Origin of the sequence: Saccharopolyspora shandongensis (assembly GCF_900106995.1) — a bacterium.
Lineage (GTDB): Bacteria > Actinomycetota > Actinomycetes > Mycobacteriales > Pseudonocardiaceae > Saccharopolyspora > Saccharopolyspora shandongensis.
In genome coordinates this window covers 102,488-124,345 of sequence record NZ_FNOK01000007.1, presented here as the reverse complement: position 1 = coordinate 124,345, position 21,858 = coordinate 102,488, and the positions used below count along the sequence as shown (strand labels likewise).

The following is a 21,858-nucleotide window of genomic DNA, read 5'->3' as shown; positions in this document are numbered from 1 at the left end:
CACCGATTTGGTGTAGACCATTGGGTGGCCGGTAGCGGAGGATCGTCGGCGTGACCGCACACGCCATCGCCGTAGACGTCGGCGGTACCGACATGAAGGCCGCCCTGGTGGCCGTCGGCCGCGATGCCGCTCGGCAGCTGCGCCATGCGCGCCGCCCGACCCCGCGCGGCTCGGACGGCGCAGCGACCGCGGACCTCGTCGTCGAGGCCGTGATCGAGCTGGTGTCCGAGCTGCGCTCCGGCGTGGAACCGGTGGACGCCGTCGGCGTCGTGGTGCCCGGTGTGGTCGACGAGGCGCGCGGTGTCGGAGTGTTCTCCGCGAACCTCGGTTGGCGGGACGTGCCGCTGCGCGCACGGCTCGCCGCCGGCATCGACCTGCCGCTGGCCTTCGGCCACGACGTCCGGGCCGGCGGGCTCGCCGAGGCACGCCTGGGCGCCGCCCGCGGCATGCGCGACGTGGTCGTGCTGCCGATCGGCACCGGGATCGCCGCGGCGCTGGTGCTCGACGGCCGGCTCCACTCCGGCGGCGGCTTCGCCGGCGAGGTAGGGCACATCGACGTCGGGCACGGCGAGCCGTGCGGCTGCGGGAGCAGCGGCTGCGTCGAGGCCGTGGCATCGTCGGCCGCGGTCGCCCGCCGCTACCGCGCGCGGACGGGGCGGGACGTCTCGGGCGCCGACGTCGCCGCCGCGGTGCGCACCGGCGATCCGGACGCCCAGGCGGTTTGGCAGGACGCGATCGACGCACTGGCCAGGGGGCTTCTGGTGCTCGTGACGATCGCAGCGCCCGAGTGCATCGTGCTCGGCGGCGGGTTCGCACAGGCCGGCGATCTGCTCGTCGAGCCGCTGCGCGCCCGGTTGGACGGCATGCTGGCGGCATACCACCGCCGCCCCCACCTCAAATTGGCCGAGCTCGGTGACACCGCGGGCTGCCTCGGTGCAGCGCTGCTGGCGACGGAAGGGTTGAAAACAACGTGAACGCTCCCGAACTGATCCTCGCCGGTGGGCAGGTCGTCACCGCCGACGGAGTGCTGGACCGCGGTTGGATCCGGGTCTCCGGCGGCCAGATCGCCGCGGTCGGCAGCGGCCCCGCGCCGGACGGCCCCGCCGTCGACCTGGCCGGCCGGTGGCTGGTGCCCGGCTTCGTGGACATCCACTGCCACGGCGGTGGCGGCGGCTCCTTCACCGGCATCGAGCTCGACCAGTCGCACGCCGCGATCAACACCCACCGCGCGCACGGCACGACGACGATGCTGGCCAGCCTCGTGTCGGCGCCGCTGTCCGATCTCGCCAAGCAGATCAGCGCGCTCAGCGAGCTGGTCGTCGACGGCGCGCTGGCGGGCATCCACCTGGAGGGCCCGTTCCTGTCGGCGGCGCGCTGCGGCGCGCACGACCCGGCGATCCTCCGGCCGCCGGAGGCCGCGGCCGTCCAGCAGCTGCTGGACGCGGGACGGGGCGCGGTGCGGATGATCACGCTGGCGCCGGAGCTGCCGGAGTCGCTGAGCGCCGTCCGGCGGCTGGTGGACCAGGGCGTGATCGCCGCCGTCGGGCACACCGACGCCGTGCTGGACCAGGTGGTGCCCGCGGTGGAGGCGGGCGCGACGGTCGCCACGCACCTGTTCAACGCGATGCGCCCGCTGCACCACCGGGAGCCGGGCCCGATCGGCGTCCTGCTGGAGGACGAGCGGGTGACCGTCGAGCTCATCTGCGACCTGGTGCACCTGCACCCGGCCGTGGTGAAGCTGGCCGCCTCGCACGCGGGCACCGGGCGGACGGTGCTGGTCACCGACGCGATCAGCGCGACCGAAGCGGGCGACGGCACCTACGAGCTGGGCAAGCTGCCGGTCACGGTGACCGACGGCGAGCCGCGGCTCGCGGACGGCTCGCTGGCGGGCAGCACGCTGACCATGGACGTGGCGTTCCGGAACCTGGTCCGCAGCTGCGGCCTGACGGTGCCGGCGGCGGTGGCGGCGTCGTCGACGAAGCCGGCGCAGCTGCTCGGCCTCGGCGACCGGATCGGCGAGATCCGCCCGGGCCTGGCGGCGGACCTGGTCGTGCTGGACGCCGACCTGGGGCTGGACGCGGTCATGAAGGACGGCACCTGGGTGACCGAACCGAAGTAACCCGAACGGGCACTCCGGCCGCATCCGGAACGCTGTGGGCGCGGTCGCCCCTCGCCTACGCTCGGGGGGTGACCCGACCCGACCCAGCACACCTCCTGTCGGCGGCGCTGCGCGCCCAGGCCGGGGGCAGCCCTGGCACGACTCCGCAGCCTCCGCCCGCTCCGCCGCGCAAGCGCCTCCCGGTGGTCGGCGTGCTGTTGTTCGCGCTGATCGTCGGGCTCCTGGCCGGCTCCATCGCCGGAGCGCTCACGCTGTTCCCGGTCGCGCCTGAGCCGATACCCACTTTCAGGTGATCATGGGATTGCCCTGCGTGTTCGGCGGGCTTGCTCGCCCGGGGGCTGGCACGAGGGCGGTCACGGTACCGTTGGCAAGCGTGACGACCGAATTGCCCGCGATTGTCGACGCCGCCGCGAACACCCCCGCGCTCGCCCTGCTGCCGGACTGGCTCGATCCGGAGCACATCATCCAGTCGATGGGGCCGTTCGCCCTGATCGGCGTGTGCCTGATCATCTTCGCCGAGTGCGGCCTGCTCATCGGGTTCTTCCTGCCCGGTGACTCCCTGCTGTTCGTGACCGGCCTGTTCGTCGCCACCGGCGCGATCGACACCCCGATCTGGCTGGTGTGCGCGCTGCTCGCGGTGTGCGCGTTCGTGGGCAACGTGACCGGGTACTGGATCGGTCGCAAGGTCGGGCCATCGATGTTCAACAAGCCGGACTCGAAGCTCTTCAAGAAGGAGCACGTGGACAAGACCCACGGGTTCTTCGAGAAGTACGGGGCGCGCGCGATCATCCTGGCCCGGTTCGTGCCGATCGTGCGGACCTTCATCACCGCCGTCGCGGGCGTCGCGCAGATGGACCAGAAGAAGTTCTTCGGCTACTCCGCGGTCGGTGGCATCGCGTGGACCGTCAGCATGACGGTGCTCGGCTTCTTCCTCGGCAACATCCCGTGGATCAGGAACAACCTCGAAGCGATGGCCATCCTGATCGTGCTGGTGTCGGTCGTCCCGATCATCATCGAGTACCTGAAGGGCCGCCGCGAGAAGGCCCGCGGCGCCGCGAGCTGACCTGTCGCCACCTTCGCGCGGATCCGGAGAACCGGATCCGCGCGAACTGCTTTCCGGGCCCGATCAGGCCTCGGGGCCGTAGAACGCGGCGATGTCCTCGGAGCTGGCCCACCGGCTGTAGGCGGGCGACTGCGGCCAGCCCTCGGGCGAGTCCTGCCACTCCTCCTGCCGCCCGTACGGCAACACGTCGATCAGCGCGAAGGTGTGGCTGAGCTGCTCGCAGCCGCGGGCGTTGGTGTGCCAGGTGCGGTAGACGGTGTCGCCGTCGCGCAGGAACACGTTGACGGCGAATGCCCCGCCGGGCGGTGCGCCGACGTCGGAGCCGAACGAGCTGTTCGCGGTGGAGTACCAGGTCATCTGGTTGCCGACCCGCCGCTTGTAGGCGAGCGCCTCATCGATCGGGCCCTGGGTGACGACGACGAACCGGGCGTCGTAGTTGTGCAGGACCTCCAGCCTGGTGAACTGCGAGGTGAACCCGGTGCAGCCCGAGCACTGCCACTCCTTGCCGGGGAACCACATGTGGTTGTAGACGATCAGCTGCGACGCGCCCTCGAAGACGTCCGCCAGCCGGACCGGCCCCGCCTCGCCTTCGAGGGTGTAGTCGGGCATCTCGACCATCGGCAGGCGGCGGCGCTGCGCGGCGATCGCGTCGAGCTCTCGGGTCGCGGCCTTCTCCCGGGCGCGCAGCTCGTCGAGCCGGCGCTGCCAGGTTTCAGCGTCGACGACGGGCGGTAGGGCGTTGCTGGTCATGGATCCCCCAACCAATCAGGGTCTGCTCTCGGTACACCAGAACAGACCCGGCCAGGGCGGAGAACTCATCGGTCGGCGGCGCTGATCACCAGGCGTTGGAGAGATCGGCGTGCTGCTCGATCCAGGTGTGCATCACGACACCCGCCGCGACCCCGGCGTTGATCGAGCGGGTCGACCCGAACTGCGCGATCGACACCACCAGGTCCGCGCCGAGCCGCGAGTCCTCCCGCAGGCCGGGGCCCTCCTGGCCGAACAGCAGCACGCAGCGGCGGGGCAGCGCCGTTCGCTCGATCGGCACCGCGCCCGCGGTGTTGTCCACCGCCACCAGCGCCAGGTCGTGCTCGGTCGCGTAGCCGCGCAGCGCCTCCAGGTCGGGGTGGTGGTGGATGTGCTGGTACCGGTCGGTGACCATCGCGCCGCGCCGGTTCCACCGCCGCCGCCCCACGATGTGCACTGCCTTCGCGGCGAAGGCGTTCGCGGTGCGCACCACCGTGCCGATGTTGTGGTCGTGCTGGAAGTTCTCGATGGCCACGTGGAAGTCGTGCCGCCGCAGGTCCAGGTCGGCGACGATCGCCTCGCGCCGCCAGTACCGGTAGTGGTCCACGACGTTGCGCCGGTCGCCGTGCTCCAGCAGTTCCGGGTCGTAGCGCTCGTCCGCCGGCCACGGGCCCGGCCAGGGGCCGACGCCGACGGTGGTGCCCCACTCGGTGGGACCGAGCTCCTCGCTCACGCCAACCCGAGGTCGGCCAGGCTCAGCAGCGAGCGGTACGGCAGCCCGGCGGCCTCGATGGCCTCGCGCGCGCCGGTGTCGCGGTCGACCACGGTCGCCACGCCGACGATCTCGGCGTCGGCCGCGCGCAGCGCCTCGACGGCGGTGAGGACGCTGCCGCCGGTCGTGGAGGTGTCCTCGACAGCCAGCACCCGGCGCCCGGTGACGTCCGGTCCCTCGATCAGCCGCTGCATGCCGTGCGTCTTGGTGCTCTTGCGGACGACGAAGGAGTCCAGCCCGGGGCCTTCGGCGTGCATCATCGCGGTGGCGACGGGGTCCGCACCGAGGGTGAGGCCGCCGACGGCGGCGTAGTCCCAGTCGGCGGTGAGCTGGCGCAGGAGCGTGCCGATCAGCGGCGACGCCTGGTGGTGCAGCGTCGCCCGGCGGAGATCGACGTAGTAGTCGGCTTCCTTGCCGGAGGACAGGGTGACCCGACCGTGCACGACGGCGAGCTCCCGGACCAGGCGGGCGAGCTCGATGCGCTGCTGTTCATCCACTTTGACCACGAGTTTTCAGCATACCGGCCGGGTGCCGGACCCCGGTCGGCGGTAATGGTGGCGGCTCAGGTGCGGCCCGGGACGGTGCGCGACACGATCATCCGCTGGAGCTTCTGCGGCACCAGCCGGCCGATGGCGACCAGCGCCTTGTACTGCACGCCCGGCACCGACACGCTCTTGCCCTGGCGCAGATCGGCCAGTGCCTCGTGCACCACCTGGTCGGCCTGCAGCCAGAACGCCCTGGGCAGGCGGCCCATCTCCAGCCCGGCCCGCTGGTGGAACTCGGTCTGGGTGAAGCCCGGGCACAGCGCCATGACCCGTACCCCGGTGCCGGTCAGCGACACCGACAGCCCTTCGGAGAAGGCGGTCACGTAGGCCTTGGTCGCCCCGTAGGTGGAGCCGGCGACCGGGAAGAAGCCTGCGACGCTGGACACGTTGATCACGTCGCCCCGGTCACGCTCCCGCATCCCGCGCACCGCGGCGTGGGTCAGCGCCAGCACGGCGGCGACGTTGACGTCCAGCTGCCGCTGCAGCTCGGCGGCGGTGGTGTCCCAGAACGCCCCGGCCGTGCCGAACCCGGCGTTGTTGACCAGCAGGTCGACCGGCCGGTCGGAGTCGGCGAGGCGCCGCTCGACCTCGGCGCGCTGCTCGGGATCGGCGAGGTCCGCCGGGAGCACCTCGACCCGGACGCCGTGCCTGGCCTGCAGACGATCGGCGAGTTCGGCGAGCCGTCCGGCGTCGCGGGCCACCAGGACCATGTCGTGGCCCTCGGCGGCGAGTCGGCGGGAGAAGGCGCGCCCGATGCCCGCGGTGGCGCCGGTGACGAGTGCGGTAGCCATGGCCCGAACCTACCGAAGAGTTCACCCGACCCGAGCACCCGCCGGGGTCCCCGCGACTTCCATTGAGCGTTTTTCGTCTTGGCTGGTGACCGCAGCCGCGACAGCTAACGGGCCGTATCCCGAAAGCAGGCGCATAGCCCACCTACGCAGCTTGCACCGCCGCGGGTTCTCAGCGTTCGCCTGGCGAGGACGGCCCTGACGCCGGGTATTTGGACATACATAAGTCAGGGCACCCACAGACCAGGAAGCCTCTGAGGTTCCGCCACCCGCACCGCCGCACAAATCGAGGTTGGAAAAACCTCAATTGAAATTGCGGACTCCCGAGGTCAGCGCGAGCGTTCCGACGGCTCCGGCTCGGCGTCGAGGAGCTCGTCGTCCTCGACCGCGCCGTTGGCGTCGCCCTCGTTCGGGTCGGCGTCGAAGGGGTCGATCAGGTCGGCGAGTTCGCCGAGGTCGCGCAGCAGCCGCTCCAGGCGCGCCGGGTCGGCGTCGTCGGGGTGCAGCGCCGCGAGCACCCAGTCGTTCTCCAGCCACACCACCGTGATGTCGTGGCCGATCTCCTCGGTGGCGTCCACCAGGTCCGGCGTCACCAGCGGCCGGGCCGCGGCCACCTCGGTGACGAACGCGTACCGCGAGCCGACCGGGCCGAGCAGGTCCAGCTCGGAGTCCTGCGGCACCGGGACGTCGGGCAGCCACAGCTCGATGGTGGCCGGGGCGGACCGGCGGCAGCGGATGGCGGCCAGCACCGCGGCCGCCTTGCCGTTGACGTCGAGGTCGAGGACGTACACCTGGCGCCGCCCGTCGGCGGTGAACGTGGACCCGGCCACCACGTCGGTGGCGGTCACGCCGCCGAACTGGGCCAGCACGCCGCGCTCCCACCTGGTCGGCAGGACCTGGTCCACCTCGGCGAACTGCCAGCCGCGCAACGCGGCCCAACGGCGCCGCTCGCGGTTGTTCGACGCGCGCTGGGATCGGTCGGCGATCAGCAGCACGACGCCCGCACCGATGGCGACGACGGCGATGACGAACCAGAGCCACGCAGGTATGCCCACACAGCGCAGGGTAGTCCGATCATCGCCGAACACGAAGATCACCTGGGCATCCGGTTCGGAACCGCTCCATCGGCTGATAGTGACCTGGGAAAACACGTCGCGGAGAGGTGCGGCCGGAGCAACGGGCTCCGGCCGCACCGCCGATCAGGTGGTTCAGCCGCCGATCGTCTGGCCGATCCAGTCCCGGACCGCGACCGGGTCGGCGAAGATGTCCGGCTCGTCGCCGCAGACCTCCGCCTCCTCGGTGCCGCCGAACCGGCTCGTGATGCCGATCTGCTCCCAGCGCCCGGCCGCGTCGCGGATCAGCGCCGGGCCGCCGGAGTCGCCCTGGCAGATCGACACCCGGTTGCCGGGGGCGCGCACGCAGGTGTCGACGCTGCCGTCGGTCTTGGCGCACTCGGCGTCGTCGCCCACCTCGGTGTCGAACTGCTTCAGCCCGCGCGGGTACACCGGCAGCTCGCCGCACTCGAACTCGCTGCACTCCCGGCCCCAGCCGATCAGCCGGGTGTCCTTGCCCGGCACCTGCGCGGAGTCCGCGATCCGCACCGTCGGCAGGTCGACGGGCCGGTCCAGCTTCAGCAACGCGAAGTCGTACTGCGCCAGGAACTCCTGCATGAGCTTCGGGTGCAGGACCTTCTCGGTGATCCGGCGCTCCTCGCCGCCGGTGGTGCGGTCCGGGCTGCCGATGCGCGCCGTCAGCTGCGCCGGGTCGAACGAGTCGACGCAGTGCCCGGCGGTCAGCAGCCAGTCGTCGTCTATCAGCGTCGCTCCGCAGTGGAACCTGGGCTCGTCCGGCACCTGCAGCGATGCCATGAACGGGTACTGCTCGTCCGCCGGGCCACCGCCGACGATCGCGCCGGCGCTGCCGGCGGTCGCGATCCCGACCAGCGCCGCGCCGAAGGCGGCAGCGAACAACTTCCGAATTCGCATGGTTTTTCCTCTCGATTCAGTGAAGGTCCCGAGCAAAGCCGGGAGATCAGATCGCCTTGCGGCGCAACAGCCAGCAGGTCAGCGCGATGCACGCCGCGGCGAGCACCAGGAAGACCCCGGCATCGACGAACTGGAACGTCCAGAACCGGCTTCCGGGCTGGACGAGCATGATTTGGGTGTAACCGGCCGCGCTGAGCTGGTCGGTCTCGGCCGAGCCGAAGGAGTTCGGCGCATGCGAGATGCCGCTCGCCCGGAGCGCCTCGAAGATGTCCAACTCCTCGCCGGCCGGGCTCCGGTAGACGAACTCGGTCACCCAGCCGCGAGGTCCGCTGTAGTACTCGTCGACCGTGAGCTGCATCGGCGACATGTAGTGCGGTCGCAGCCACGCCACGACAGGGAGGAAGAGGGCCAGGAAACCGACCAGCGACAACGCCATTCCGACGAGGAGGTGCTTGGTCACCGTTCCGGCCAGGACGCCGAGCGCGAAACCGAACACGCACGTCGCGGGGAAGGACGGCAGCAGCATGCCGAAGGCGTCGAACCAGCTCCACTCCGGCACGGCCGGCTGGAAGAACCACATGTACGCGGCCGAGAACACGGCGCTGAGCACCGCGATCGCGCCGCCGAGCAGGAACACCTTGCTGAACAGCCAGTGCTCGCGGGAGACCCCCTGCGTCCAGGCGTAGCGGAAGGTTCGCTGTTCGATCTCCCGCGTGAGCATCGGCGCGCCCAGGAACGCGCCGATCAGCGCCGGCAGCACGGGAAGCAGCGTGGTCTGCAGGCTGTTCAGCAGGCCGAGCGACGAAGTCCACTCGCCGCAGTCCATGCCGAACCCGATGCACTCGGCCAACTCGGCCGGTCCCAGCGAACCTCGCATTCCGTTGCCCAGCAACAGGAACCACGCGGCGAAACCGAGCAGAACCGCACCGACCAGGGCGATCATCAACCGATGTTGCCGCCAGGTCAACCAGATCATTCGTACCTCCGGTTTTGGGGTTTTCCGGGCAGCATCGGTCGGGGCGCGATTCGCGCCCTCGTTTCGCCCGGAATCAGGTCAGCTGAATTTGCGGCGCAGCCAGTAGAAGGCCAGCGCCAGACAAGCGATGGTCAACGCGAGGTAGATCCCCGCTTCGATGAATTGGAAGGACCAGAACCGGTCCGCCGGGTGGTAGGTGACGATGCGCAGCGGCGCGGGTTCACCTTCTCGCCAGACCGCCGAAACCCCGGTTCCGCCCGAACTGTCGCGGTAAACCGTGCCGAGGTAGTACGCATCGTTGAGCACGTCGTCGGATCCGGATTGCTGGCCGACCGGTTCGACCGCCCGGGTCAGGGTCATCGGCTCCTGGTAGTTCGGCCGCAGCAGCCAGGCCACCACCACGAAGACCGCGGCGCCGCCGAACAGGGTCGCGGCCATCGCGGGCACCGTTCGCTTGAGCAGCGTTCCGGCGGCAACTCCCAGCGCGAAGGTGAACAGGCAGCTCATCGGGAACGCCGGGATCGACTGGTTGAAGAAGCGGAACCAGCCCATCTCGGGAACCATCGGCGCGAACCAGCTCATGTGCACGAGGGAGAAGATCGTGCTGAGCGCCAGAACCGCGCACCCGACCAGGAGCACCTTGCTGCTCAGCCACTGGCTCCGCGAAACGCCCTGGGTCCACGCGTAGCGGAACGTGTGCTGCTCCAGCTCCCTGGACACCAGCGGAGCACCCGCGAACATGCCGACCAGCAGCGGAAGCGGCAGCAGGAAGATGCTGGCGTCCTCGACGAACTTGACCAGGCGCGAGAACCCGTACGGCGTGGCGTAAACCGTCGAGGCATCGGCGCCGAGCGAGTCGGAGAAGAGGTAGATCGCCGCCCCGCCGAGGAAGACGACGGCGAATCCGGCCAGCCCGAGCCGGTGCTGCCGCCAGGTCAACCAGGTCATGCGGCGGCCTCCCGGATGCGCGGCGGCGCCGCAGCCGTCAGGTAGTGCATGACGAGCGTTTCCAGATCGACGCGCTGCACGTCCCACGAAGAGCCGGCAGTCGGCGGATTCCCGCGCACCAGCAGGGAAACCCGGTCGCCGCGCTCCTCCCGGTGCACGACCTCGCCGGTCACGCCCGCCACCGCGCCCGCCGGCCCGGTCAGGACGTGGTGCTGCTCCAGCAGGTCGTCGATGTCCTCGGCGAGCTTGACCTGGCCGTGGTCCAGCACGATCAGGTGGTCGCAGAGCCGCTCCAGCTCGGAGACCACGTGCGAGGACAGGACCACGGTGCAGTCCCAGTCGGCCTTCGTCTCCATCAGGACGCTCATCAGCTCCCGCCTGGCCAGCGGGTCGAGGCTCGCCACCGGCTCGTCCAGGATCAGCAGCTCGGGCTTCTTCGCCAGGGCCACCGCGAGCGCGACCTGCGCCCGCTGGCCGCCGGAGAGCCCGCCGATCCGGCTCTCCAGCGGGATGTTCAGCTCGGCGAGGCGGTCCAGCGCGATCTGCTCGTCCCAGCGCTTGTTCAGCATCCGCCCGGCCTTGAGCATCTCGCGCACCTTGAAGTTCCGGTACAGCGAGTGCTCCTGGTCGAGGTAGGCCACGCGGTCCAGCACGGTGCCGGGGCCGACGCGCTCGCCGAGCAGTGTCAGCTCGCCTTCGGTCGGCGCGAGCAGGCCGACCATCAGGTTCAGCAGCGTGGACTTGCCCGCGCCGTTCGGGCCGACGAGGCCGACGACCCGGCCCGCGGGCACCTGCAGCGAGCAGTTCCGCAGGCCCCACTTGCGGCCGTACCGCTTGCCGAGGCCGGTCGCCGTCATGGCGATTTCAGTCATTGGTTCCCCTCAGGACGGAAGTCGTGCAGCGCCGTCGCGATCAGCGCGGCGATGCCGTCGGAATCCATGCCGGCCCGGTACGCCTCGGTCAGCCACCGCTCCAGGCCGGCGCGCAACTCGGCCTGCTTCTCAGCGGGGAGCCCGGTCAGGCCGCTCTCGATGAACGTGCCCGCCCCGGGACGGCCCTTGGCCAGTCCCTTGTGCTCCAGCTCGCGGTACGCCTTCAACACCGTGTTCGGGTTGATGACGAGGCTCTTCGCGACTTCTTTGACGGTGGGCAGGCGGTCGCCGACCTGCAGCTGCCCGAGCCGGAGGGCGTGCTCGACCTGATGCACGAGCTGCCGGTAGGGCGGCACCCCGGTACCGCTGTCGACGCGGAACTCGATCAAGCACTTCCCCTATCACTCTATTTACCTACGACCATAGGATAACTATGGACCGATCTAGGTCAAGCCGAACCCCCGAAAAGGCCCCTGAGCAGCAAAAAGCGCCCCAGCTGAACGCTGAGGCGCAGCGGAGCAGGACGACTTCCCCCATAGACCAAGACGGGAAAGACCCATAGCCAAGGTTCCGCAATGCAGAACTCGGGTCCCGCAGTGTCCGATTTTGCCTAAAATTGAGCGGGTTCCGAACGACCCGATTTTAGGCAAAATTGGGGACCCACCAAGGGAAACCGAACCCGGGGGCGATCGGTCAGGACAGGGCGAAGTTGTCGCAGAGGGCCTGCCACTCGGCCCGGTCCGGCGGCGGCCCCGGCAGCTCCGCGCCTCCCGCCCGCAGGCCTTCGAGCACCAGGGACAGGTAGCGGGCGCGGAACTCGGCCCGCCGGGCCTCGCTCGTCGGCAGCGCCGGGTTGAGGTGCTTGAGCAGCAGCAGGATGTCCGTCCAGTCCACGTCCGCGCGCAGCTCGCCCGCCTGCTTCGCGGCGTCGACCAGGGCCTCGATCTCCTTCGCGACGCCCTGCTGCAGCTCGCGGAACTCCGCGGAATAGGTGTGCTGCTGGTCCATCGGCGGCAACACGGTGCCGATCCCCGAGCCCTCCCGCAGGCAGCGGCGCATGAACCGGTCCAGGGCCTGCCACGGATCGGACTCCTCGGCGCGGGCCGCTTCCGCCTCGCCGATGATCCGCCGGAACGCGGCGATGCGGACCTGCTCGACCAGCTCCTGCTTGCTCGGGTAGCGCCGGTACACGCTCGCCACTCCGACGCCCGCGCGCTTGGCGACCTCCGACATCGGCGCCGCGAAGCCCTGCTCGGCGAACACCTCGCGCGCGGCGGCGATGACCTGGTCGTCGTATTGCGCGGACCTGTCCGGTGTGGGCATGGCCACAGCATACGCGGACAGCGGAATGATCCATTCCGCTGCCGGGTTGGACCCGAGCGGAATCACTCATTCCGCTGCGGCCCGCTGCGAGCAGGGCGATCCGCGGCCGTTGGAAGCAGAGGAAGGCATGACCACAACGGAGCTCGTCCAGCCCCGCAGCGGACCCCTCACCCGCGCCGCGCTGTCCCGGCCCGCGTCGTTCTGGTTCATCGGCGGGCTGTACGCCCTGTTCCTGATGGCCTCCACCGCGCCGTCCCCGATGTACTCGATCTACCAGCAGCGATGGCACTTCACCACCACGGTCCTCACCGAGGTCTTCGCCGTCTACGCGGTCCTCATCCTGCTCGCGCTGGTGCTGTTCGGGTCGCTGTCCGACCACATCGGCCGCAGGCCGGTGCTGCTGACCGGGCTCGTGCTGGAGATCGCCTCGATGCTGGTGCTCGCGATCGCGCCGAGCGTCGGCTGGCTGCTGGTCGGCCGGGCGCTGCAGGGCCTGGCCACCGGGATCGCGACCAGCGCGATCAGCGGCGCCCTGCTGGACTTCCAGCGCCCGGGCACCAATCGCGGATCGCTGATCAACGGCGTCGCCGCCGGGCTCGGCATGGCGCTCGGCTCGCTGCTGGCGGGTGCGCTGGTGCAGTTCGTGCCCGGGCCGACGCTGACCAGCTACCTGCTGCTGATCCTCGGGTTCCTGCTCGCGATCCCGGGCGTGCTGCTGATGCCCGAGCCGGTCACGCACCGCAGCGCACTGCGCGAGGTGCTGCGCCCGCAGCGGCCGACCGTGCCTGCCGGGAAGGGCGCGGCGTTCGCGCTGATGGCGACGACGCTGCTGGCCTCGTGGATCGTCGGCGGCATGTTCATGTCCCTCGGGCCGTCGGTGGCCAAGGGGCTGGTCAGCGGAAACCCCTACCTGGTGGGCGGTTTGGCGGTCGCGGTGCTGGCCGGGTTCGGCGGGCTCGCGCAACTGCTGCTGGGCGGCTGGGAGGCGCGGCGCGCGGTGCGGGTCGGCGCGCCGCTGATGCTCGCCGGGCTCGCGGGAGTGGCGGCGGCTGCGCTCGGACAGGGCGCCTCGGTGTTCTTCGTCGGCTCGGCGGTGCTCGGCACCGGCTGGGGCCTGGTGTTCATGGGCGGATTCCGGATGCTGACCGGCTTGGCCTCCCCGGAACACCGGGCGGGCACCGCGGCGCTGATCTACGTCGTGGCGTACCTGTCGGCCAGCGTCCCCAGCGTCGCCCTGGGCTTCCTCAGCACGGCCTACGGCCTGACCGCGGCGACGCTGGTCTTCACCGCGACGGCGGCCGTCTTCGTCACCGTCGCGGCCCTCTCCACCTTCGCCCGCCGCTGACCGCAGTTTCAATGAGGGTTTTTCATCCTGCTCGGCCCGCAGCCGCGGGTCGCAAAGCTGCACGTCGATGGGGTGCCGCATGCGCCGCAGGCGCATAACCCACCTACGACACCTGCACCGCCGCGGGTTCTCAGAGGTTCCCTCGGCGAGGACGGCCCTGACGCCGTGTATTGGACATACATAAGTCAGGGCACCCACAGACCAGGGAGCCTCTGAGGTTCCGCCACCCGCACCGCCACGCAAAACGAGGCTGGAAAAACCTCAATTGAAACTGCGGGAAACCCGGGCACCCCGGGTGTGCAGTTTCAATTGAAACTGCACACCCGGGGTGCGGTCAGGGCCCGTGGGGCGAAGGTCAGGCGGCTTCGACCGTGAGGGACTCGTTGTCGTCCGCCGTGTCGACGCGGATCTTGTCGCCCTCCCGGATCTCGCCGGCCAGGAGCTTCTTGGCGAGCTGGTCGCCGATCGCCGACTGGACCAGGCGGCGCAGCGGGCGCGCGCCGTAGACCGGGTCGAAACCGTTGAGCGCCAACCAGTCCCGCGCCGCCGGCTGCACGTCCAGGGTCAACCGGCGCTGGGCCAGCCGCTGGGCCAGGCGGTCCACCTGGATGTCCACGATGGACGTCAGCTCGTCCGTGGTCAGCGAGTGGAAGACCACCACGTCGTCCAGCCGGTTCAGGAACTCCGGCTTGAAGTGCCCGCGCACCACCGACCGCACCGCCTCGTCGCGCTCCTGATCGGTGAGGTTCGGTTCGGCGATCGCCTGCGAGCCGAGGTTCGAGGTGAGCACCAGGATCGTGTTGCGGAAGTCCACCGTGCGGCCCTGGCCGTCGGTGAGCCGCCCGTCGTCGAGCACCTGCAGCAGCACGTCGAAGACGTCCTGGTGGGCCTTCTCCACCTCGTCGAACAGCACCACCGAGTACGGGCGCCTGCGCACCGACTCGGTCAGCTGCCCGCCCTGGTCGTAGCCGACGTACCCGGGCGGCGCGCCGACCAGCCGGGCCACCGAGTGCTTCTCGGCGTACTCGCTCATGTCGATGCGGATCATCGCCCGCTCGTCGTCGAACAGGAACCCGGCCAGCGCCTTGGCCAGCTCGGTCTTGCCGACGCCGGTCGGCCCGAGGAACAGGAACGAGCCCGTCGGCCGGTCCGGGTCGGCGACGCCTGCGCGCGTCCGGCGCACCGCGTCGGACACCGCGCGCACCGCCTCGGACTGCCCGACGACGCGCGACTCCAGCGCGTCCTCCATCCGCAGGAGCTTGGCGGTCTCGCCCTCCAGCAGGCGGCCGGCCGGGATGCCGGTCCACGCGCTGACCACGTCCGCGACGTCGTCCGCGGTGACCTCCTCCTGGAGCATCGCCTTGCGCTCGGACTGCGTCTGCGCGGCCGCTTCGAGTTCCTTCTCCAGCTTCGGAATCCGGCCGTAGCGCAGCTCGGCGGCCTTGCCCAGGTCGCCGTCGCGCTCCGCGCGGTCGGACTCGCCGCGCAGCTGCTCCAACTGCGTCTTCAGATCGCGGACGTTGTCGATGGACTCCTTCTCCTGCTGCCAGCGCGCAGTCAGCTCGGAGAGCTTCTCGCGGCGGTCGGCCAGCTCCGCGCGCAGCGCGGCGAGGCGCTCCAACGAGGCCGGGTCGTCCTCTTTGGACAGCGCCATCTCCTCGATCTCCAGCCGCCGCACCGCGCGCTCGACCTCGTCGATCTCCACCGGCCGGGAGTCGATCTCCATGCGCAGCCGGGACGCGGCCTCGTCGACCAGGTCGATGGCCTTGTCCGGCAGGAACCGGGCGGTGATGTAGCGGTCGGACAGGGTGGCCGCGGCGACCAGCGCGCCGTCGGTGATCCGCACGCCGTGGTGCACCTCGTAGCGCTCCTTGAGGCCGCGCAGGATCGCGACGGTGTCCTCCGGGCTCGGCTCGCCGACCAGCACCTGCTGGAACCGGCGCTCCAGCGCGGCATCGGTCTCGATGTGCTCGCGGTACTCGTCGAGCGTGGTCGCGCCGACCATGCGCAGCTCGCCGCGCGCCAGCATCGGCTTGATCATGTTGCCCGCGTCCATCGCGCCCTCGCCGGAGGCACCGGCGCCGACGATGGTGTGCAGCTCGTCGATGAAGGTGACGACCCGCCCGGCCGACTCGGTGATCTCCTTGAGCACGGCCTTGAGCCGCTCCTCGAACTCGCCGCGGTACTTCGCGCCGGCCACCATCGAACCGAGGTCCAGCGCCACGACCCGCTTGCCGCGCAACGATTCCGGCACGTCACCGGCGACGATGCGCTGGGCCAGGCCCTCCACGATCGCGGTCTTGCCGACGCCGGGCTCGCCGATGAGCACCGGGTTGTTCTTGGTGCGCCGGGACAGCACCTGCACGACGCGCCGGATCTCGGCGTCCCGGCCGATCACCGGGTCGAGCTCACCCTTGCGGGCGCGGGCGGTGAGGTCCTGGCCGTACTTCTCCAGCGCCTTGTAGGTGCCCTCGGGGTCCGGGCTGGTCACCCGCGCCGAGCCGCGCACGTTGCCGAACGCGTCGGTCAGCGCCTCCGGCGTCGCGCCGTGCTTGCGCAGCAGATCGGCGACCCGGCCGCCTTCGGCGGCGAGCCCGACCAGCAGGTGCTCGGTGGAGACGTATTCGTCGCCCATCTCCGTCGCCAGCCGCTGGGCGTGCGTCAGCGCCCTGACCGCGTCGCGGGAGAGCTGCGGCGCGGACACGGTGCTGCCGCTGGCGGTCGGCAGCTTGTTGACGAGCTGCTCCAGCTCGCGCCGCACCTCCGTCGGATCGGCTCCGACGGCGGTCAGCAGCGGCGCGGTCAGCCCGTCGCCCTGGGCGAGCAGCGCGCCGAGCAGGTGACCGGGGTCGACGTCCGGGTTGCCGGCCACCGTTGCGGCCTGCACGGCGGAGGAGACCGCCTGCTGGGTCTTCGTCGTCGGGTTGAACGCGTCCATTCCTCACCTCGTGGCCGGGGGCGGCTGGTTCGGGTCTCTGCAGCCACCATGTTACCCGGTCAACGTGAGGAAACTTGAGCGAGTTCCACTCAAGAATAGTCAGCTGACTCACTTCGGGTCGCGGCGAGATTTCGATTTATCCGAAATGTCATCAGATTTGCTTGATCGAACGTTTTAACCCTATTTAGCTACACGGCTATGACCTACAGCACATCGCCGCCGGACGGTGGGCTCGTCCTGGCCGCCGAATCCGGCGCCCTGGCCGACATCGAGAACGCGATCAACAGCGTGTTCGACCCGATCTCCGAGGGCTTCTCCGACATCGTCTTCGGCAAGATCACCGTCTTCGGCGTGACCTTCCCGTGGATCGTGGCCTGGCTGGTCATCGCCGCCGCGGTGTTCACGGTCGTCTTCGGCTTCGTCCAGTTCCGCGCGTTCAAGCTCTCCATCGACCTGGTCCGGGGCAAGTACACCGACCCGAAGGAACCGGGCGAGATCAACCACTTCCAGGCGCTGGCCTCGGCGCTGTCGGGCACCGTCGGGCTCGGCAACATCGCCGGCGTCGGCGTGGCGGTGACCATCGGCGGCGCGGGCGCGACGTTCTGGATGATCGTCTGCGGCCTGCTCGGCATGGCCACCAAGTTCGTCGAGTGCACGCTGGGCGTGAAGTACCGGGAAATCGCCGCGGACGGCACCGTCTCCGGCGGCCCGATGCACTACCTGCGCAAGGGCATCCCGGAGCGGATCCCCGGCGCGTTCGGCGCGGTGCTGGGCAAGGTGCTCGCCGTGCTGGCCGCCGTGATGATCCTGTTCTTCGCCATCGCCGGCGGCAACATGTTCCAGGCCAACCAGACCTTCGCGCAGCTGCGCGACGTCACCGGCGGCGACACCGGCTGGCTCGGCTCCGACGGCGCGGCCCTGGTCTTCGGCATTCTGCTCGCGGTCATCATCGGCGCCGTGATCATCGGCGGGATCAAGTCCATCGGCGCCGTCACCAGCCGCCTCGTCCCAGCGATGGCCGTCATCTACGTGACCGCCTGCCTGATCGTCATCGGCGTCAACATCGACTCGGTGCCCACCGCGGTCGGCGAGATCGTCTCCGGCGCGTTCACCCCGGAGGCCGGGTTCGGCGGCATGATCGGCGTGCTCATCGTCGGCTTCCAGCGAGCCGCCTTCTCCAACGAGGCGGGGCTCGGCTCGGCGCCCATCGCGCATTCCGCGGTGCGCACCAAGCACCCGGCCACCGAGGGCCTGGTCGCGCTGCTGGAGCCGTTCATCGACACGGTGATCGTGTGCACCATGACGGCGCTGACCATCGTCATCGCCAAGACGCAGTTCTGGGTGGACGCCCAGCAGCAGGTGCTGGCCGGTGGCGAGACCCCGGACGGCGTCACCGTCACCTCGGAGTCCTTCGCCACGGTGCTGCCGTGGTTCCCCTACGTCCTCACGCTGGCCGTCGCGATGTTCGCCATCTCCACGATCATCACCTGGGGCTACTACGGCCAGCGGGCGTGGCTGTTCCTCTTCGGCAAGGGCAAGACCAGCGAGCGCATCTACAACGTGGTGTTCTGCCTGTTCACCGTCGTCGGCTCGGTGCTGACGCTGGGCAGCGTGCTGAACTTCGCCGACGCGGTGCTGTTCGCGCTGGCTCTGTTCAACATCATCGGGCTGTACATCATGGTCCCGGTGGTGAAGCGGGAACTGGCGTCCTACCGGGAGAAGCTGCGCACCGGCGAGGTCCGCAAGTTCGAAAAGGTCTGACGCACAAGGGTTTCAGCAGATGAATGCTCGTGAGTACTTTGGAGCGCCATAGCGATCCAAAGTACTCACGAGCTCTTTCACCCATGCACGCAACCGCCGCCGCGACGCGTGACGCACGCAAAACGGGCCTGGAACACTACCCGTCCTCGCGGACGGCTTGGATGTCGATCTCGACCTTCAGGGTGGTGCCGATCGCGGCGATCCCCGTCTGCAGGGCCTGGTTGAACGTCATCGCGAAGTCCTCGCGGCGCAGCTGGGTGGTCGCCGTCGCCGAGGCCCGGGTGCCGCCCCACGGGTCCGGGCCCACGCCGGCGAACCGGGTGTCCAGCCGCACCGGCCGGGTCACCCCGCACAGCGTCAGCTCGCCGTCGAGGTCCCAGCGGTCGCCGCCGCGCGGGCGCAGCCCGGTGGACCGGAAGGTGATCTCGGGATGCCGCTCCACGTCCAGGAAGTCCGCGCTGCGCAGGTGGTCGTCGCGCATCCCGTTGGCCGTGTCGATGCCGGCCGCGGCGATCCGGACCTCCACTGTGGACGATTCCACCGGGTTGCCGATGCGCACCTCGCCGGCGAACTCGTTGAAGCGCCCGTGGATGCTGCTGATGCCCAGGTGCTTGGCGGTGACCTGGATCGACGAGTGCACCGGGTCGATCCGCCACAGCCCGGGCGACGGCAGGTCGGCCCCGCCGACCCGGCGCAGCTCGACCTCGCCGAGGGTGGCGGCCGTCCCGTCGTGCACCAGCGTGGTCCGGGCGAGCGGCTCGTGCCCGACCGCCGTGACGATCGCGGTGTAGGCGCCGGCCCGGAGCCCGGCGGCGACCACCGAGCCCTGCGCGTCGCCCTGCACCCTCGCGACCTGCGTGCCGGTGCCGTCGATGACGGTCAGCACCGCTTCCGGCACCGGCCAGCCGTCGCCGCCGCGCACCGTCGCGGTGACCGCCCCCGATGCGGCGGCGACACCGGGCGCTTCGGCCTGCCGTTGGCCGAGATCCATTTCGAACATCTCCTCTTGCGCGTTGGAAGTCCTGGTGCGGGGCGGGCGGACCGTCCAGGCGAACGGTCCGCCCGCACCACCCGGCACCGCCGGTCAGTCGCCCTGCGGGTAGCCGAGCTCGACGTCGTGGGTGCTCTGCTCGCCCGACAGCCGCAGCGAGGTGGCGATCGGCGGGTAGCCGGTCGCGATCACCGTGTACTCGCCGTCCGGCAGGTCGGTGAAGGTGTAGTTGCCGTCGATGTCGGTGGTCGCCGCGCCGACGACCGCGCCGCCGGAATCCAGCAGCGTCACCCGCGCATCCGCCACCGCGACACCGAGGTTGGCCGACCGGACCACGCCGCTGAGCTGCGCGCCGGACTGCAACGCGACGTCCAGGGTGGACTGGTCGCCATCGGTCACGGTGACCGAGTTCGCCACCGGCCGGTAGCCGGGCGCGGTGACGGTCAGCGCGTAGGAGCCGCCGACGAGGTCCGCGAACAGGTAGTGCCCGTCCGGCCCGGTGCCGGCGCTGGCGACCACCTCGCCGCGGACGTCGGTGAGCACCACCATCGCCCCGGCGACGCCCTGCCCGCCGACGTGCACCAGGCCCGTCAGCCGCCCGGCGCCGAGCAGCTGCACGTCGTGGCGCACCGGGCGGTCGCCGACCACGACCATCGACGCGGTCGGCTGGTAGCTGCCGCCGGAGGCGATCAGCACGTAGGTGCCGCCGTGGCCGACCGCGAGCTGGAACTGCCCGTCGTGGTCGGTGCGGGCGCGCTCGACCTGCCGCCCGTTGGCGTCGGTGAGGGTGAGCACCACACCGGACACCGGCGTGCCGACCGAGTCCTGGACGGTGCCGTGCACGAACAGCCCGCCGCCGTCGACCGGGCTCGTCAGCTCGCCCGCCAGGTGCTTGCCGTTGGTCGCGTAGCGACGCGGCGCAACCGGCTCTGACCAGGCATCCGAGCGGCCATCCACAGAGTTGTCCACAGGCTCGGCGGCCAGCTGCGCGGGCCGCTGCCCGACGCCCCCAACCTGGGCAGAGCCGTTCGTCGCGGGACGCGCCACGGCCGAGTTGTCCACAGGCCGGGTGAGGTTGTCCACAGCGTCGTCGTGCGCGGCCACGGCTGCCGCCTCCCTTTCCTCGTGACTGTCGATCGTGCTGCGCAGCGGGGTCTCCCGGATGAAGATCACCGCGAGGAAGGTGACCACCGCGATGCACGCGGAGACGAAGAAGATGTCGCCGATCGCGTCGCCGTAGGCCGCCCGCACGATGGTCTGCACGGGTTCCGGCAGGTGGTTGACGTCGAGCGAGCCGCCGCCCGAGCCGGCCCCCTTCGGCAGGCCGGGGATCTTCGCCAGGCCCTGCATGATGTAGTCCGACACCTGGGTGGCCAGCACCGCGCCCAGCACCGAGACGCCCGCCGAGCCGCCGAGGGTCCGGAAGAACGTCACGACCGAGGTCACCGACCCCATGTCCTTGCCGCTGGTGGTGTTCTGCACCGCCAGCACCAGGTTCTGCATCAGCATGCCGACGCCGACGCCCATCAGGAACAGGTAGACCCCGACCAGCACCAGGTTCGTCTCGTGATCCAGGGTGCTCAGCAGCCACATCGACGCGATCATCACGATCGAGCCGATCACCAGGAACGGTTTGATCTTGCCGGTGACCCTGGAGATGATCTGCCCGGACACGGTCGAGGAGATGAACAGGCCGCCGACCATCGGCAGCGTCATCAGCCCCGCCGTGGTCGGCGTGAAGCTGCGCGCGATCTGGAAGTACTGGCCCAGGAACACCGAGCCGCCGAACATCGCGGTGCCGACCGCGACGGTGCCGATGGTGGCCATCGTGACCGTCTGGTTGCGGAACATCCGCAGCGGCACGATCGGCTCGCTGACCTTGGTCTCGATGATCACCGCGATGAGCAGGGCGAGCAGGCCGCCGCCGACGTAGGCCGCGGTCTCCACCGACCACCACTCGAACTGCTTACCCGCCAGCGAGACCCACACCAGCAGCAGGCTCACGCCGCCGACCAGGAACAACGCGCCGAACCAGTCGATCTTCACCGGCCGCTTGATCACCGGCAGCTTCAGCGTCCGGCCCAGCACGATGAACGCGATCACCGCGATCGGCACGGTCACCCAGAAGCACCAGCGCCAACCGAGCCACGAGGTGTCCACGATCAGGCCGCCGACCAGCGGCCCGCTGACCGTGGCGACCGCGAAGGTGGCGCCGATGTAGCCGCTGTAGCGGCCGCGGTCGCGCGGCGAGACCATCGCCGCGATCACGACCTGGATCAGCGCCTGCAGGCCGCCCATGCCGATGCCCTGCAGGGCCCGGAAGCCGATGAGCGTCTCCATGGACTGCGCGAAACCGCCGAGCACCGAGCCGATCGTGAAGATCGTGATGGCCAGCTGGTAGAGCAGCTTCTTGCTGAACAGGTCGGAGAGCTTGCCCCAGATCGGGGTGGATGCGGTCGAGGTGAGCAGCATCGCCGTGACGACCCAGGTGTACTGACCCTGGGTGCCGTTGAGGTCGGCGATGATCCGGGGCAGCGCGTTCGACACGATCGTCGAGCTGAGGATGGCGACCAACAGCGCCAACATCAGGCCCGACATCGCCTCGAGGATCTGCCGATGCGTCATCGACGATCCCGCGGCGGGCTCGTCGCGCCCGTCCCGGCGGGCCGGCGCTGTGGCGTCCGG

At 70.3% G+C, this 21,858-nt stretch carries 20 protein-coding genes; 6 read left to right on the top strand and 14 right to left on the bottom strand.

Translation table 11 applies throughout. From position 1 onward, the window contains the following. Window positions 1-50 precede the first annotated feature (50 nt). The 4 genes from BLW84_RS10010 to BLW84_RS10000 all read left to right on the top strand — a co-directional run bounded on the left by BLW84_RS10010 (window position 51) and on the right by BLW84_RS10000 (window position 3,182). Window positions 51-974, top strand: coding sequence for an ROK family protein (locus tag BLW84_RS10010; RefSeq protein ID WP_093264043.1), 924 nt, complete (start codon window positions 51-53; stop codon window positions 972-974). After that, complete coding sequence (gene nagA, locus BLW84_RS10005) at window positions 971-2,119, top strand: N-acetylglucosamine-6-phosphate deacetylase (protein ID WP_093264040.1); 1,149 nt, start codon at window positions 971-973, stop codon at window positions 2,117-2,119. Before BLW84_RS10010 ends, nagA begins: the two co-directional genes overlap by 4 nt. A gap of 68 nt (window positions 2,120-2,187) precedes the next feature. Next, a complete protein-coding gene (locus tag BLW84_RS46095) occupies window positions 2,188-2,412 on the top strand; it encodes a hypothetical protein (protein WP_143060909.1) in 225 nt (74 codons plus the stop codon). Between the two features lie 80 nt (window positions 2,413-2,492). Continuing rightward, window positions 2,493-3,182 (top strand): DedA family protein, encoded by a 690-nt coding sequence (locus BLW84_RS10000; RefSeq protein WP_245761049.1) that lies wholly within the window; start codon window positions 2,493-2,495, stop codon window positions 3,180-3,182. A 63-nt stretch (window positions 3,183-3,245) separates the two neighbouring features. Here the strand turns inward: BLW84_RS10000 and BLW84_RS09995 are convergent, their stop codons facing one another. From BLW84_RS09995 to BLW84_RS09945, 11 genes are all read right to left on the bottom strand, one after another. After that, entirely contained in the window at window positions 3,246-3,932 is a 687-nt protein-coding gene (locus tag BLW84_RS09995; RefSeq protein WP_093264037.1) for a DUF899 domain-containing protein, read from the bottom strand. 85 nt (window positions 3,933-4,017) lie between these two features. After that, entirely contained in the window at window positions 4,018-4,662 is a 645-nt protein-coding gene (locus tag BLW84_RS09990; RefSeq protein ID WP_093264034.1) for a TrmH family RNA methyltransferase, read from the bottom strand. Then, window positions 4,659-5,207: an orotate phosphoribosyltransferase gene (gene pyrE / locus BLW84_RS09985; protein WP_093264031.1), complete on the bottom strand. Its 549-nt coding sequence runs from the start codon at window positions 5,205-5,207 to the stop codon at window positions 4,659-4,661. Before pyrE ends, BLW84_RS09990 begins: the two co-directional genes overlap by 4 nt. Before the next feature lie 56 nt (window positions 5,208-5,263). Beyond that, window positions 5,264-6,037 (bottom strand): SDR family NAD(P)-dependent oxidoreductase, encoded by a 774-nt coding sequence (locus BLW84_RS09980; RefSeq protein WP_093264028.1) that lies wholly within the window; start codon window positions 6,035-6,037, stop codon window positions 5,264-5,266. Between the two features lie 326 nt (window positions 6,038-6,363). Continuing rightward, the gene (locus tag BLW84_RS09975; RefSeq protein ID WP_177226382.1) at window positions 6,364-7,089 is read right to left on the bottom strand and encodes a type III secretion system chaperone family protein; all 726 of its coding nucleotides are present in this window, start codon (window positions 7,087-7,089) and stop codon (window positions 6,364-6,366) included. A gap of 153 nt (window positions 7,090-7,242) precedes the next feature. Then, window positions 7,243-8,019: a S1 family peptidase gene (locus tag BLW84_RS09970; RefSeq protein WP_093264022.1), complete on the bottom strand. Its 777-nt coding sequence runs from the start codon at window positions 8,017-8,019 to the stop codon at window positions 7,243-7,245. A gap of 46 nt (window positions 8,020-8,065) precedes the next feature. Next, on the bottom strand, window positions 8,066-8,995 hold the full coding sequence (locus BLW84_RS09965) for an ABC transporter permease (protein ID WP_093264019.1): 930 nt from the start codon (window positions 8,993-8,995) through the stop codon (window positions 8,066-8,068). Window positions 8,996-9,073: 78 nt separating this feature from the next. Then, on the bottom strand, window positions 9,074-9,943 hold the full coding sequence (locus tag BLW84_RS09960; protein ID WP_093264017.1) for an ABC transporter permease: 870 nt from the start codon (window positions 9,941-9,943) through the stop codon (window positions 9,074-9,076). Beyond that, window positions 9,940-10,815, bottom strand: coding sequence for an ABC transporter ATP-binding protein (locus tag BLW84_RS09955; protein WP_093264015.1), 876 nt, complete (start codon window positions 10,813-10,815; stop codon window positions 9,940-9,942). The genes BLW84_RS09960 and BLW84_RS09955 overlap by 4 nt, the downstream gene beginning before the upstream one ends. Beyond that, window positions 10,812-11,204 carry a GntR family transcriptional regulator gene (locus BLW84_RS09950; RefSeq protein ID WP_093264013.1) on the bottom strand — a complete coding sequence of 131 codons (393 nt, stop codon included), beginning with the start codon at window positions 11,202-11,204 and terminating at the stop codon, window positions 10,812-10,814. The genes BLW84_RS09955 and BLW84_RS09950 overlap by 4 nt, the downstream gene beginning before the upstream one ends. A 304-nt stretch (window positions 11,205-11,508) precedes the next feature. Then, window positions 11,509-12,138 (bottom strand): TetR/AcrR family transcriptional regulator, encoded by a 630-nt coding sequence (locus BLW84_RS09945; RefSeq protein WP_093264011.1) that lies wholly within the window; start codon window positions 12,136-12,138, stop codon window positions 11,509-11,511. A gap of 127 nt (window positions 12,139-12,265) precedes the next feature. Here BLW84_RS09945 and BLW84_RS09940 point away from each other — a divergent pair, with 127 nt between their 5' ends. Continuing rightward, window positions 12,266-13,483 carry an MFS transporter gene (locus tag BLW84_RS09940; RefSeq protein ID WP_093264008.1) on the top strand — a complete coding sequence of 406 codons (1,218 nt, stop codon included), beginning with the start codon at window positions 12,266-12,268 and terminating at the stop codon, window positions 13,481-13,483. Window positions 13,484-13,838: 355 nt separating this feature from the next. On the opposite strand, the gene clpB is transcribed toward BLW84_RS09940, so the two are convergent. Beyond that, complete coding sequence (gene clpB / locus BLW84_RS09935) at window positions 13,839-16,421, bottom strand: ATP-dependent chaperone ClpB (RefSeq protein ID WP_093264006.1); 2,583 nt, start codon at window positions 16,419-16,421, stop codon at window positions 13,839-13,841. 198 nt (window positions 16,422-16,619) lie between these two features. On the opposite strand from clpB, the gene BLW84_RS09930 reads away from it, so the two are divergent. Next, window positions 16,620-18,182 carry an alanine/glycine:cation symporter family protein gene (locus BLW84_RS09930; protein ID WP_093264003.1) on the top strand — a complete coding sequence of 521 codons (1,563 nt, stop codon included), beginning with the start codon at window positions 16,620-16,622 and terminating at the stop codon, window positions 18,180-18,182. 136 nt (window positions 18,183-18,318) lie between these two features. Here the strand turns inward: BLW84_RS09930 and BLW84_RS09925 are convergent, their stop codons facing one another. After that, window positions 18,319-19,173: a YceI family protein gene (locus BLW84_RS09925; protein ID WP_093264327.1), complete on the bottom strand. Its 855-nt coding sequence runs from the start codon at window positions 19,171-19,173 to the stop codon at window positions 18,319-18,321. A 93-nt stretch (window positions 19,174-19,266) separates the two neighbouring features. Then, window positions 19,267-21,798 carry an MFS transporter gene (locus tag BLW84_RS09920; protein WP_483880102.1) on the bottom strand — a complete coding sequence of 844 codons (2,532 nt, stop codon included), beginning with the start codon at window positions 21,796-21,798 and terminating at the stop codon, window positions 19,267-19,269. Between the last annotated feature and the right edge of the window lie 60 nt (window positions 21,799-21,858).

Coding starts and splice junctions, on each gene's coding strand:
- BLW84_RS09995 (WP_093264037.1), bottom strand. CDS start 3,932: ATGACCAGCAACGCCCTACCGCCCGTCGTCGACGCTGAAACCTGGCAG.
- BLW84_RS09980 (WP_093264028.1), bottom strand. CDS start 6,037: ATGGCTACCGCACTCGTCACCGGCGCCACCGCGGGCATCGGGCGCGCC.
- BLW84_RS09970 (WP_093264022.1), bottom strand. CDS start 8,019: ATGCGAATTCGGAAGTTGTTCGCTGCCGCCTTCGGCGCGGCGCTGGTC.
- BLW84_RS09965 (WP_093264019.1), bottom strand. CDS start 8,995: ATGATCTGGTTGACCTGGCGGCAACATCGGTTGATGATCGCCCTGGTC.
- BLW84_RS09960 (WP_093264017.1), bottom strand. CDS start 9,943: ATGACCTGGTTGACCTGGCGGCAGCACCGGCTCGGGCTGGCCGGATTC.
- BLW84_RS09955 (WP_093264015.1), bottom strand. CDS start 10,815: ATGACTGAAATCGCCATGACGGCGACCGGCCTCGGCAAGCGGTACGGC.
- BLW84_RS09945 (WP_093264011.1), bottom strand. CDS start 12,138: ATGCCCACACCGGACAGGTCCGCGCAATACGACGACCAGGTCATCGCC.
- BLW84_RS09940 (WP_093264008.1), top strand. CDS start 12,266: ATGACCACAACGGAGCTCGTCCAGCCCCGCAGCGGACCCCTCACCCGC.
- clpB (WP_093264006.1), bottom strand. CDS start 16,421: ATGGACGCGTTCAACCCGACGACGAAGACCCAGCAGGCGGTCTCCTCC.
- BLW84_RS09930 (WP_093264003.1), top strand. CDS start 16,620: ATGACCTACAGCACATCGCCGCCGGACGGTGGGCTCGTCCTGGCCGCC.
- BLW84_RS09925 (WP_093264327.1), bottom strand. CDS start 19,173: ATGGATCTCGGCCAACGGCAGGCCGAAGCGCCCGGTGTCGCCGCCGCA.
- BLW84_RS09920 (WP_483880102.1), bottom strand. CDS start 21,798: ATGACGCATCGGCAGATCCTCGAGGCGATGTCGGGCCTGATGTTGGCG.